Here is a 12,726-nt window from a genome sequence, read left to right as displayed (position 1 = left end):
CAGTGTTTGAATCGGTCAACGTTAGCTGGTGCTGCTCACCAGTGCCGGTCTGAATTTCACCAGGAAGGCCACCGTCGTCACTAGGGTGCAGATGAGGCCTATGATGGTGGAGATGCCCATTTCCAACCCGAAGCCTATGGGGGCGTTGGCCAGATAGGTAAACACCACGGCGGTCATAAACATGGCAGGGATGGTGCAGACCCAGTGCAGCTTGCCTTCTTTGGCCAGATAGGCCGCCGCAGTCCACAGCATGATGACGGCCGTGGTCTGGTTGGCCCAGCCAAAGTAGCGCCAGATCACCCCGAACTCGGCCTTGGAGATGATGAAACCAAGGATGAACATGGGGATGGCGATCAGCAGACGCTTGACCAGCGGCCTCTGGGTCATCTTGAGGAAGTCCGCCACGATCAGGCGAGCACTGCGAAACGCGGTATCGCCGGAGGTGATGGGCAGGATCACCACGCCGAGGATGGCGAGGATGCCGCCCACGGTGCCGAGCAGGCTGGTGGAGACTTCATGTACCACAGCCGCCGGGCCGCCGTTGGCCATGGTGGCGTTGAGCGCTTCGGTGCTGTCGTAGAAGGATAGACCCAGGGTACACCAGATGAGAGCGATGATCCCTTCACCGATCATTGCGCCGTAGAAGATGAAGCGACCGGACTTCTCGTTCTGCATGCAGCGAGCCATCAGCGGTGACTGGGTGGCGTGAAAGCCCGATACCGCGCCACAGGCGATGGTGATGAACAGCAGCGGCCACAGCGGCAACTCGGTCGGGTGCAGGTTGGAGAAGTCCATCCCTGTGTTGTAGAAGCCTTTGCCGGAGACAATCAGACCAATGATAAGGCCGACTGACATGAACACCAGCAGTGCGCCGAAGATGGGGTAGAAGCGGCCGATGATCTTGTCGATGGGGACTATGGTCGCCAGGATGTAGTAGGCAAAAATCGCCACAATCCAGTAGACCATATCGGTGGAGGTGAGGTTGGCGAGCAAGCCTGCCGGGCTCAGCACGAACACCACGCCAACCAGCATCAGCAGTACCACGGCAAACAGGTTCATGAAGTGCTTGGCGACGGTGCCCAGATGCTCGCCGACCACGGTCGGTACCGAAGCGCCCTTGGCGCGCACCGACAGCATGCCGGAGAAGTAGTCGTGTACTGCGCCGGCGAAGATGCAGCCAAACACGATCCACAGCATGGCGACCGGGCCGTAGAGGGCACCGAGGATGGGACCGAAGATGGGGCCGACGCCTGCGATGTTGAGCAGTTGTACCAGATAGACTTTTTTGTCCGACATGGGGACATAGTCCACCCCGTCAGCCATGGTGATGGCGGGGGTGGCGCGCTCGGGTTTCGGGCCGAATATCCGCTCTATGAATTTGCCATATATGAAATAGCCGGCGACAAGTAGGCCGACACATAGGAAGAACCAGATCATTACTACGCTCCTGCATTGTTATTTTTTAGTATGCGTCGCGAGTTTAAAACGCTTGCTTCTCTCTGGCAGGCGAAACCTCCCGAGTGGCGCTTTGGCGCGCCGAGTGGTCAGCGGCTGTGATCAGGCGCACATTCCCTGGGTCAGTCCAGCCCCAGTTGATCCTTTAGCTCCTTGAGATAGCGACGGCTGACCGGCACCCGGGCACCGCTCGGCGTGAGGATCTCCGCCAGCTGGTTATCCAGCAGCCGGATCTCGAAGATGGCCTTGGGGGAGACCAGGTACTGGCGGTGGCAACGCAACAGGAGGCTCTTCTCCTCCAGGGATTTGAGGGTGAGCTGGGTGTGGAACAGCTCCCCCTGACAAGCCACGTGGACGCCGCCGAGATCGGAAAAGGCATACTCCACCTGAGCGATCGGCAGCAGCCGTACCCGATTGTGCAGATAGCCCGGAATGTGTTCGATGGTGGGGGCCAGCCGCTCGACCGGCTGCGGGGAGATATCCTGCTTGAGGCGAGCCAGCGTCTTGGCCAGCCGTGCCGGTTCCACCGGTTTGAGCAGGTAGTCGAAGGCGTTCTCCTCAAATGCCTGAATGGCATACTCGTCGAAGGCGGTGACAAACACGATGCGGGGCAGGGGATCGAGCATGGCCACCAGTTCCATGCCGCTCAGCTTGGGCATCTGGATGTCGAGAAACACCACATCCGGTTTGAGCCGCTGGATCAGTGGCAGCGCCTCGATGGCGTTGGCCGCTTCACCGACTATCTCGATGGCGGGATCGCTGGCAAGGTGCAGTTTCAGCTCCTCGCGGGCGTAATGTTCGTCATCAACAATCAGGGTGCGGATCATGGTTGCTCCTTGGGGATGGTGAACGAAACCCGGGTCCACTGCTCCGGCTCGCACGCAATGGTCACGCCGTAGCGTTCGCCAAAGGCGCTCTTGAGCCGTCGGTCGACGATGGTCATGCCAAGACCGTCACCGGCGGGCCGTTCTTGCCAGGCGCCGGCGTTGTCTTCCACATGGATGGTGACACTGGTGGTATGTTCCTCGGTATAGAGGCGAATGCGCCCCTGTTCCAGCAGTGTCGAGATGCCGTGCTTGATGGCATTTTCGATCAGCGGCTGCAGGGTGAAGCTTGGCAGGCGCAAGGTGGCCAGGTGGAGCGGGATCTCGTTGACCACCGTCAATCGGTCGCCAAAACGGGCTAGCTCGATCTCCAGATAAGACTGGCAGTGCTCCTGCTCCTCCTGCAGGGTGGCCAGCCCGCTCTGGCGCTTGAGGTTCTTGCGAAAGAACAGCGACAGGTGCAGCAGCAGATCCCGCGCCTTGTCGGGATCGCGCCGGGTGATGGCACTGATGGTATTGAGGGTGTTGAACAAAAAATGGGGGTTGATCTGGGCCTGGATCAGCTTGAGCTCCGATTGCACCAGCAGCCGCTGATGCTGCTCCAGCCGACCAGCCAGCAGTTGCTGTGACAGCAGGTTGGCGATCCCTTCCCCCAGGGTGTGGTTGATCTTGAGAAACAGCCGTTTCTTCGGTTCATAGAGTTTGATGGTGCCGATCACCCCCTTGTCACCCTGCAGCGGGATCACGAGCACAGAGCCCAGCTGGCAAGCAGGCGAGAGGCTGCAGCGATAGGGCTGGCTGTTGCCATCGGCAAACAGCACCTTGTTGTGCGTGATGGCCTTCATGGTGGTGGCTGACGCGATGGGCGTACCTGGCAGATGGTGATCTTCTCCGATGCCGATAAAAGCGAGGATCTTGTCGGTATCCGTGATGGCGACAGCACCTACGCCGGTCTCCTCCTGAATGATGCGGGCAATCTTGCGGCTCGCCTCCGGGGTAAAGCCCTGGCTCATGATGCCGACCGTGCGATTGGCGATATTGAGCGCTTTGGCGGAGAAGACCCGGGAGAATTTTTCATACATCCGCTGCTGGTCGCGGATCATGCTGATAAAGAGCGCGGCGCCGCAGGAGTTGGCCAGGATCATGGGGGTGGCGATGGTGCGCACCAGCAGCAGAGCCTGCTCGAACGGGGTGGCCACCAGCAGGATGATCAGCATCTGCATGATCTCGGCATAGAGGGTGGTAAAGAAGGCGATACGCGGTTCAAACAGGGCATCTGTCCGCCCGGAGCGCATCAGCCGCCAGTGCACCAGCCCCCCCAGCAAGCCCTCAAGGGTGGTGGAGATGGCGCAGGCGAGATCGGTAAATCCCCCTAGCGTGTAGCGGTGCAGGCCACCGGTCAGCCCTACCAGAAAGCCCACCAGCGGGCCTCCCAGCAGCCCCCCCAATACGGCGCCGACTGCCCGGGTGTTGGCGATGGCATCATCGATATCGAGCCCGACATAGGTGCCGAGGATGCAAAAGCTGGAAAAAATAATGTATATCAGTATCTTGTGAGGAAGTCTGACGGAATAGTTGGCCAGGGGACGCAGCAGCGGACTCTTGGAGAAGAGATAGGCGATCACCAGACTGACGCTCATCTGTTGAAGCAGGGAGAGGACCAACTGCATAAAAAACGTTCCTCAGAGTCCGTGCCGAAAAAAGCGGCAGTAATGAATAAGTGTGATCAGGATCTTGTTCTGTGAGCAAGGTGCGTTCGATTGTGGGCGAAGTTTGCCAGAAACGTGAAATAAAACCATATCAAATCAGCATGTTAAATTGATATTTGTATAATCGCCCCAGGGTTGGTATTGCTGGATGGAGCATGAATGTATCCGCTGGATACGCCACACGGAGGTGGCATGCTCCGCCCGGCCCCCTGGCTGGGCGTTTTTTATCCAGGGTCGGCAGTGACCCCTTTTGAAGGTAATTGGGCAATTATTCAGGTTTGTCCAATGAGTTATCCCCAGCTTCTGGGGATAACTCAGAAGGCAAAATAGTAACAGAAGCGCCGGGTAAGGTTAAAAAACAGCCTTTGTCCCTCATCCAGGTCTTCTTGCTTGATAAATGACTTGATGGTGCGCTCATCCTCCCGCAGATCCAGCATGGCCACCCCTTCCGGTCGCTGCGCTTTGAGGTAGGGCAGTACCTTGGGTTTGAGGGGCATGGTGGGCTCGGTTGAGAGCACCAGCGCCACAGAGTCGTCGGAGAGCTGCACCAGCGAACCGGGGGGATAGACTCCCAACACCTTGATCAGCAGCTTGACCAGATCCTGATCGAACTTCTTCTGGGACAGCTTGTAGAGCTGGCTGATGGCCTGGCTCGGGGCGGCCGGGGTCGCACTGCTGCGCGGGTGCAGCAGCTCGTCATAGTAGTCCACCAGTCCGATGATCCGTGCCAGTGGCGGGATCTCGCCGCCCTTGATACCCAGAGGAAAGCCGCTGCCATCGAGCCGCTCGTGGTGCAGATGGGCCACCTGGCGGATCTTGAACTCACATGCCTGCAACTGGGTCAGCATCTCCAGCCCGTACTGGGGATGCATGTTGAGAAAATTTTGCTCTGACTTGTTGAGATCCCCTCGTTTCTGGGTGATCTGGCTCGGGATTCTCAGCTCTCCGATATCGTGTACAAGGCCTGCCAGTCCAGTCTCCTCGATCTCGATGGGGTTCATGCCGAGTTCCCGGGCCATCAGCATGGCGATGAAAGCCACGTTCAGGCTGTGCTGCAGCAATATGTCGGTGTGCGGGTTGCGAATGAGATGCAGGCCGAGTGGCCCCTCGTGTTCACTGATGCGGGCGGCGGCATTGCGCACTATCTGCGCCGTATTAGCCAGCCCTTCGTCAGGCTTGAGGTTGAGGGCCCCCAGTGCATCGCGCAGCTCGGACATGGATTGGCCAAAGGCTTTGTCGGCGGCGCGCAGGGAGCGGCGGAAAGCTTTCTCGTCGAAGGGAGTGAGGCCCGTGTCTATGACCTCATCGATGATCGACAGATCGGGGCCGGCGGCGGGAATATCGCCGCGCAAGATGGGCTCTATGGGCAGGTCGCTCTTGTCCGGATCCACCATCAACAGATTGAGGTCGAGATGGCGAATGATGTCGAGTTGTTGCTGATCCTTGATCTTGAAGGCATTGAACATAAAAGGGTGACTGGTCCATCCCGTGGGGAGATGGATGTAGTGGCCGATCCGTAACTGCTCTATCGAGGCTTGTATCAGCGACATGTGCTAACTCGAGGTCCATGAATGCTTACCAACAAGCTAGCAAAATTAGAGAGATAGACAAACAAAAAAGCCCGCGCATGTGCGCGGGCTCTCTAGTTCAAGTCCGATTATCAGGCCTTGGATTTTTTCTTGTTGTCCGCCTTGGTCTCAGCCTTGGCTTCCACTGCTACTCGTGCTTCCTCGGTAAAGGGGCGACCGTAGTAGGTGTCCATCAGTATGGCTTTGAGCTCGGTGATCAGCGGGTAGCGCGGGTTGGCACCGGTGCACTGGTCATCGAAGGCTTCCAGCGCCAGCTGGTCAACCTTGGCCAGGAAGTCGGCTTCGTTCACGCCAGCTTCACGGATGGAGGCCGGGATGCCCAGAGTGGCTTTCAGCTCATCCAGCCAGGCCAGCAGCTTCTCGATCTTGGCAGCGGTACGGTCACCGGCTGCGCTCAGACCCAGGTGGTCAGCCACTTCGGCATAACGACGGCGAGCTTGCGGACGGTCGTACTGGGAGAACGCAGTCTGCTTGGTCGGGTTGTCGTTGGCGTTGTAACGGATCACGTTGCTGATCAGCAGGGCGTTAGCCAGACCGTGCGGAATGTGGAATTCTGCACCCAGCTTGTGCGCCATGGAGTGACACACACCCAGGAAGGCGTTGGCGAACGCGATACCGGCGATGGTGGCTGCGTTGTGTACTTTCTCGCGGGCAACCGGATCGTTGGCACCGTTCTGGTAGCTGGACGGCAGGTACTCTTTCAGCAGTTTCAGGGCTTGCAGCGCCTGACCGTCTGAGTACTCGTTGGCCAGTACGGAAACGTAGGCTTCCATGGCGTGAGTGACTGCATCCACACCGCCGAAGGCGCACAGGGACTTGGGCATGTTCATGACCAGGTTGGCATCGACGATGGCCATGTTCGGGGTCAGCTCGTAGTCAGCCAGCGGGTACTTCATGCCGGTGGCGTCGTCGGTCACGACCGCAAACGGGGTGACTTCAGAACCGGTACCGGAAGTGGTGGTGATACAGACCAGTTCGGCCTTCACGCCCATTTTCGGGAACTTGTAGATACGCTTGCGGATGTCCATAAAGCGCATGGCAAGATCTTCAAACGCGGTATCCGGGTGCTCGTACATGACCCACATGATCTTGGCGGCATCCATCGGTGAACCACCACCCAGTGCCAGGATAACGTCCGGCTTGAAGGAGTTGGCCATCTCGGCGCCCTTGCGAACCACCGACAGCGTCGGGTCAGCTTCTACTTCGTAGAATACTTCCACTTCCATGTTCAGCTTCTTGAGCAGACGAACCACGTCGTCGGCATAGCCGTTGTTGAACAGGAAGCGGTCGGTGACAACCATTGCACGCTTTTTGCCTTCCAGATCACCGAGGGCGATCGGCAGGGAGCCACGACGGAAATAGATGGATTTCGGAAGTTTGTGCCACAGCATATTTTCTGCCCGTTTTGCGACTGTCTTCTTGTTGATCAGGTGCTTGGGACCGACGTTCTCGGAGATGGAGTTGCCACTCCAGGAGCCGCAACCCAGGGTCAGGGAAGGAGCAAGAGCAAAGTTGTACAGGTCACCGATACCACCCTGGGTGGAGGGGGTGTTGATCAGAATACGGGCGGTCTTCATCTTGTCGCCGAAGTATCTGATGCGATCCTGGTTGCGATCCTGGTCGGTGTACAGACCTGAGGTGTGACCGATACCACCGATGTTGACCATGGTGCAGGCCATCTCGACGGCTTCTTCGAAGTTCTTGGCGCGGAACATACCCAGGGTCGGGGAGAGCTTCTCATGAGCGAACTCATCTTCAGCGCACAATTCCAGGCCTTCACCGATCAGGATCTTGGTGGTGGCAGGCACAGTCACGCCAGCCATGGCGGCGATCTTGGTGGCCGGCTGGCCGACGATATCTGCGTTCAGCGCGCCGTTGATCAGCAGCACTTTACGTACCTTGTCTGCTTCATCTTTGGACAGGATGTAGCCATCGTGGTTGGAGAAACGCTCTTTCACCTGGTTGTAGATGGAGTCAACGACGATAACAGCTTGCTCGGAAGCACAGACCACACCGTTGTCGAAGGTCTTGGACATCAGAATGGAGGCAACGGCGCGTTTTACGTCGGCGGTTTCGTCGATGACGATCGGCACGTTACCGGCACCCACACCGATAGCAGGCTTACCGGAAGAGTAAGCGGCTTTCACCATGCCCGGGCCACCAGTGGCCAGGATCAGGTTGATGTCGTTGTGCTTCATCAGCGCGTTAGAGAGCTCCACGGACGGTTGATCGATCCAGCCGATGATGTCTTTCGGTGCACCAGCGGCCACGGCTGCATCCAGTACCAGCTTGGCTGCGGTATTGGTGGAGTTCTTGGCACGTGGGTGCGGGGAGAAGATGATGGCGTTGCGGGTCTTCAGGGAGATCAACGATTTGAAGATCGCGGTAGCAGTCGGGTTGGTAGTCGGAACGATACCGCAGATGATACCGACCGGCTCGGCGATGATCATGGTGCCCATCTCGTCATCCTGGCTCAGGATGCCGCAGGTCTTCTCGTCTTTGTATGCGTTGTAGATGTATTCGGAGGCGAAGTGGTTCTTGATAACCTTGTCTTCGATGATCCCCATACCGGACTCTTCCACGGCCATCTGGGCCAGGGGGATACGGGCATTGCTGGCGGCCAGGGCGGCGGCACGGAAAACCTTGTCTACCTGCTCTTGCGAGAAGCTGGCGAATTCACGCTGTGCTTCTTTAACGCGGGCGACCAGTGCATCCAGTTCGGCCAAATTGGTTACTGCCATGTTTATCTCCTGATGATTTGAAAACTGTTTAGTAAGAGCTTGGCAATGCCCGGCAATTATAGTCGCCTTGTCAAGGCGAGAATCACTACAAGGGGGTATTTACATGCCTTACTAAATTGCTTTCTGAGTCGATTATAGAGCGCGGCTGACTCAGAAAAAGTTGATCTGGATCATGTGTAACAAAAGAACAAAAGAAATTTTGTTTCACAATACATGTTTTTCGGATGTTACGCGAATGTAGCGCAGGGAGAAAGTGGGCTGAATGGCGCGTGAACAAGGCGCTAGATACCATTTTTCAAGCAGTTAGCACGATTACGTCCCGGTGTCCTCGGGTCGGGGCCTGGGGCAGTCTGGGGGCCGTATTGTGATAGAAACGGCGATCATCCAGGAGCAGATACCCACCAGCGTTTAATTCTTGTTGAAAAAATGGTTGTTCTTTTAATCCATGATAGCGCTGAAGATCGCCGCCACTGACACCCTCATTGCCGCCGGTCAAAAAAGCCGAGCAGGGGATCGACCGTGCCTGCCGGTTGCGAAGCCAGGCGCCATTGCAACTTGATGTCCGTATCAATCATTAAAAAATCCTTGTTTGTTGAGAGAAAATGTCGCACCAAAACGGCATGACCACATAAAACTCGAAGTGATTTTATCAGTGTGTTAAATGGTAACAATGTTTATTAACAAGTCAATGTGTTGAATTTTGGCGATACATTAGAGGAACTAACTGAAAAGCCACGGAAAGGGTGAGATTATTTGATTGGTGCAGGTTGAGGGCATGGTGTAAATTTACGCTCGGTTTATCGGGGTGGCCCGCGTGGCTTTGCTTACCTTCTGGATGGCGCCTATGGCAGCAATTGACGTCTCTTTATATCTGAAGTTTTTCATCGGTTTGTTCGCGATCATCAATCCGCTGGGATTGCTGCCGGTTTTTGTCAGTCTGACCGGCCATCAAACCCCGGAAGAGCGGATGAAGACCAACACCACCGCCAACATTGCGGTGATGATCATCCTGTTGGTCTCCATGTACATGGGGCAGCTGATCCTGGACGGTTTTGGTATCTCGCTGGCGTCGTTTCGCATCGCCGGCGGGTCGCTCATCACGCTGATCGCCTGGTCCATGCTGCAGGGCAAGCTGGGGGAGGTGAAGCATAACAAGCAGGAGAAAGGGGAGCTGGCTGCGCGGGAATCAGTCGCTGTGGTGCCGCTGGCACTGCCGCTGATGGCGGGTCCGGGGGCCATCTCTTCTTCTATTGTCAACGCCAGCCAGAGTACCTGGTCCCAGATGCTGGGCATGTCGCTGGTGGTGATGGTATTTGCCTTCTGCTCCTGGCTCATCTTCCGCGCCGCCCCCTTGTTGTTCAAGCTGATGGGCAACACCGGCATCAACGTGGTCACCCGGATCATGGGTCTCATCATGATGTCGCTCGGCATCGAGATCATGGTGGCGGGGATCAAGGGGGTCTTCCCCGGATTGATGTGATTCAGGTCTGTTTTGTCTGAGCCGGTCCTCGTGACCGGCTTTTTATTGTTTCTTTTTTGTTGGTCATTTCCTAGAATCGAGCGGGTCTGTATAAAAAGCGTCCGCAACGCCATATTTAAATGCTGAATAATTGGCTAAAAGCTGTTTTTTTAACCATGAAGCCCAGCTTGGTCTGATGATATCTATTGCATTATTAGAATTGTCAGGGAATTATGCTGGCAGCGGGTATTTATCTCGTTGATGGACAAACGCATGGAATGTTCTTGTTGGAGTAGGGAAATGACTCATAAAAAAACAATGATTAACACACTGCTGATGGCTGCCCTGTTTGGTGGCGTCAACGTGGCTCAGGCTGCCGATGTCCCGGCGGGAACCAAGCTGGCTGAAGTCCAGCAACTGGTCAAAGGCAATGGCTCGGAGCCGGCTACCCTCGACCCTCATAAAACCGAAGGAACGGTTGAATCCAATATTTTGCGCGACCTGTTCGAAGGTCTCGTCTCTTCCGGTCCCAAAGGGGAAGTGCTCCCTGCCATGGCCGAGTCCTGGGAAACCAAGGACAACAAACACTTCGTATTCCACCTGCGCAAAGATGCGAAATGGTCCAATGGTGAACCGGTTACTGCCCACGATTTCGAGTTCGCCTTCAAGCGGGCCGTGGATCCCAAGACTGGCTCTCCCTACGCCTGGTACATGGAAATTCCGACCATCCTCAACGCCAGCGAAATCATTGCCGGCAAGAAGCCGTCTGACACCCTGGGCGTGAAGGCGACCGACGATTACACCTTTGAAGTACAGCTTGAAAAAGCGATTCCTTACTTCGTCAGCATGCTCTCTCACACCACCACCTACCCAGTCCCGAAGAAGGTGATCGAGAAGTTTGGTGACAAGTGGACCCAGCCGGAAAATATGGTATCCAACGGCGCCTATAAGCTCAAAGATTGGGTGGTCAACGAGCGTGTCGATATCGAGCGTAATCCCAACTACTGGAATAACAGCAAAACGGTGGTCGACACGGTGAGTTACCTGCCGATCCAGTCTACCAATGCCGAGTTGAACCGCTATCTGGCGGGCGAACTGGATCTCACCTACAACATGCCCATCGAACGCTTCAAGCAGATGAAAAAAGAGAAACCCGATGAGGTGCAGGTGAGTGGCTATGTGGGGACCTACTACTACACCTTCAACACCAAGAAAAAACCCTATGATGATGTGCGGGTACGCACCGCGCTCACCTATGCCATCGATCGCAATGTGATAGCCGACAAGGTGATGGGCAAGGGAGAGACCCCAGGCTATGCCCTGGTGCCGGACTTCGTTGATGGCTTCAAACCTGTTGCCCCGGCCTGGTCCAAGTTGACCCAGGCGGAGCTCGATGCCAAGGCCAAGGCGCTACTGGCCGATGCCGGTTACGGCCCGGGTAATCCACTCAAGTTTGAACTGCTCTACAACACAGATGACAACCACAAGAAGGTGGCCGTCGCCGTCGCCTCCATGTGGAAAAAGCTGGGGGTAGAGGTCAGCCTGGTGAACCAGGAGTGGAAAACCTATCTGGAGACGCTCAAGCAAGGTCAGTTTGACGTGGCTCGTCGCGGTTGGATCGCCGACTACAATGAAGCCTCCTCCATGCTGGATCTGATGCAGACCACTCACGGTAACAACGATGGCAAGTATTCCAATGCTGCGTTTGACAAGTTGATGGACGAGTCACGCGATCAGGTTGATGCGGATGCGCGCAACAAGCTCTATGTCCAGGGCGAAGAGATCCTGGCCAAGGACATGCCGATTGCCCCTATCTATCAGTACGTGACCTCTCGCATGGTCAAGCCCTATGTGGGCGGCTATCCGGCCAACCCGCTGGATAACCTCTACAGCAAAGACATGTACATCATTGCTCACTGAATAACATAACAAGTCGCATAACAAGCAGGCCCGCCAGACGGCGGGCCTTTATTACAACCGCGACCCTTTGGAAGCTGTACAGGACAGGAATTGTCTATGTTGAAATTCATTTTTAAACGGCTATTGGAAGCGATCCCGACGCTGCTGGTCTTGATCACCGTCTCCTTCTTCATGATGCGTTTCGCGCCGGGCAACCCCTTCACCAGCGAACGTGCCCTGCCGCCGGAAGTGTTGGCCAATATCGAGGCCAAGTACGGCCTGGACAAGCCCATTGGCGTGCAATACCTCACCTACCTGGGCAACCTGTTACGGGGCGATCTGGGCCCCTCTTTCAAATACAAGGACTTCAGCGTCAATGATCTGGTGAGCCAGGCGTTACCTGTTTCTGCCAAGATCGGGAGCGCGGCTTTCGTCTTTGCCGTCTTGCTGGGGGGCACTTTCGGCACCATAGCGGCCTTGAAACAAAACACTATCATCGACTATCTGCTGATGTCGTCGGCCATGGCCGGGGTGGTGATCCCGGGCTTTGTGCTGGCACCCTTGCTGGTGCTCTTCTTCAGCATCAATCTGGGCTGGTTCCCGGCCGGTGGCTGGCAGGGGGGGGGTATCCAGTTTATGGTGCTGCCGGTGTTCGGCATGATGATGTACTACATCTCCGCCATCTCGCGCATCATGCGTGGCAGCATGATCGAGACCATGAACTCCAACTTCATCCGTACCGCCCGTGCCAAGGGCTTGCCGCTGCGTCACATCATACTGAAACACGCGCTGCGCCCGGCCATGCTGCCGGTGGTCTCCTATCTGGGCCCGGCCTTTGTCGGCATCATCACGGGTTCCGTGGTGATTGAGACCATCTTCGGTCTGCCGGGAATTGGTCAGTTGTTTGTCAACGGTGCCCTCAACCGTGATTACTCCATGGTGCTCGGGCTGACCATTCTGGTCGGTGCCCTCACCATCACCTTTAACGCTGTGGTCGATATTCTCTATGCCTTTATCGATCCCAAGATCCGTTACTAAGTCGGGAGTAGA

The 12,726-nt window shown here is 56.3% G+C and carries 9 protein-coding genes; 3 read left to right on the top strand and 6 right to left on the bottom strand.

The features are described from left to right. Positions 1-21: 21 nt before the first annotated feature. From WJM78_RS12200 to WJM78_RS12175, 6 genes are all read right to left on the bottom strand, one after another. Positions 22-1,437, bottom strand: a complete 1,416-nt coding sequence (locus WJM78_RS12200; RefSeq protein ID WP_042036743.1) for a carbon starvation CstA family protein — start codon at positions 1,435-1,437, stop codon at positions 22-24. A 140-nt stretch (positions 1,438-1,577) separates the two neighbouring features. After that, positions 1,578-2,282 (bottom strand): two-component system response regulator BtsR, encoded by a 705-nt coding sequence (gene btsR, locus WJM78_RS12195; RefSeq protein ID WP_108536265.1) that lies wholly within the window; start codon positions 2,280-2,282, stop codon positions 1,578-1,580. Further along, complete coding sequence (locus WJM78_RS12190) at positions 2,279-3,949, bottom strand: sensor histidine kinase (RefSeq protein ID WP_042036745.1); 1,671 nt, start codon at positions 3,947-3,949, stop codon at positions 2,279-2,281. The genes btsR and WJM78_RS12190 overlap by 4 nt, the downstream gene beginning before the upstream one ends. A gap of 353 nt (positions 3,950-4,302) precedes the next feature. Further along, positions 4,303-5,538: an HD-GYP domain-containing protein gene (locus WJM78_RS12185; protein ID WP_339009533.1), complete on the bottom strand. Its 1,236-nt coding sequence runs from the start codon at positions 5,536-5,538 to the stop codon at positions 4,303-4,305. A 110-nt stretch (positions 5,539-5,648) separates the two neighbouring features. Further along, positions 5,649-8,318 (bottom strand): bifunctional acetaldehyde-CoA/alcohol dehydrogenase, encoded by a 2,670-nt coding sequence (adhE, locus tag WJM78_RS12180; RefSeq protein WP_212513525.1) that lies wholly within the window; start codon positions 8,316-8,318, stop codon positions 5,649-5,651. A gap of 295 nt (positions 8,319-8,613) precedes the next feature. Next, positions 8,614-8,814, bottom strand: a complete 201-nt coding sequence (locus WJM78_RS12175; RefSeq protein ID WP_249126588.1) for a 2OG-Fe dioxygenase family protein — start codon at positions 8,812-8,814, stop codon at positions 8,614-8,616. A 348-nt stretch (positions 8,815-9,162) separates the two neighbouring features. On the opposite strand from WJM78_RS12175, the gene WJM78_RS12170 reads away from it, so the two are divergent. The 3 genes from WJM78_RS12170 (at position 9,163) to oppB (ending at position 12,714) form a co-directional block, all read left to right on the top strand. Further along, complete coding sequence (locus tag WJM78_RS12170; RefSeq protein ID WP_042036749.1) at positions 9,163-9,798, top strand: YchE family NAAT transporter; 636 nt, start codon at positions 9,163-9,165, stop codon at positions 9,796-9,798. 279 nt (positions 9,799-10,077) lie between these two features. Beyond that, the gene (locus WJM78_RS12165; RefSeq protein WP_042036750.1) at positions 10,078-11,697 is read left to right on the top strand and encodes an ABC transporter substrate-binding protein; all 1,620 of its coding nucleotides are present in this window, start codon (positions 10,078-10,080) and stop codon (positions 11,695-11,697) included. A gap of 96 nt (positions 11,698-11,793) precedes the next feature. Further along, complete coding sequence (gene oppB / locus WJM78_RS12160; protein WP_339009532.1) at positions 11,794-12,714, top strand: oligopeptide ABC transporter permease OppB; 921 nt, start codon at positions 11,794-11,796, stop codon at positions 12,712-12,714. Positions 12,715-12,726 lie beyond the last annotated feature (12 nt).

Origin of the sequence: Aeromonas popoffii (genome assembly GCF_037818705.1) — a bacterium.
GTDB lineage: Bacteria > Pseudomonadota > Gammaproteobacteria > Enterobacterales > Aeromonadaceae > Aeromonas > Aeromonas popoffii.
Note: the sequence above shows the minus strand (reverse complement) of the source record. Positions and strands in the feature narration are given on the sequence as shown.

Coding starts and splice junctions, on each gene's coding strand:
- adhE (WP_212513525.1), bottom strand. CDS start 8,318: ATGGCAGTAACCAATTTGGCCGAACTGGATGCACTGGTCGCCCGCGTT.
- WJM78_RS12200 (WP_042036743.1), bottom strand. CDS start 1,437: ATGATCTGGTTCTTCCTATGTGTCGGCCTACTTGTCGCCGGCTATTTC.
- WJM78_RS12170 (WP_042036749.1), top strand. CDS start 9,163: ATGGCAGCAATTGACGTCTCTTTATATCTGAAGTTTTTCATCGGTTTG.
- oppB (WP_339009532.1), top strand. CDS start 11,794: ATGTTGAAATTCATTTTTAAACGGCTATTGGAAGCGATCCCGACGCTG.
- btsR (WP_108536265.1), bottom strand. CDS start 2,282: ATGATCCGCACCCTGATTGTTGATGACGAACATTACGCCCGCGAGGAG.
- WJM78_RS12185 (WP_339009533.1), bottom strand. CDS start 5,538: ATGTCGCTGATACAAGCCTCGATAGAGCAGTTACGGATCGGCCACTAC.
- WJM78_RS12190 (WP_042036745.1), bottom strand. CDS start 3,949: ATGCAGTTGGTCCTCTCCCTGCTTCAACAGATGAGCGTCAGTCTGGTG.
- WJM78_RS12165 (WP_042036750.1), top strand. CDS start 10,078: ATGACTCATAAAAAAACAATGATTAACACACTGCTGATGGCTGCCCTG.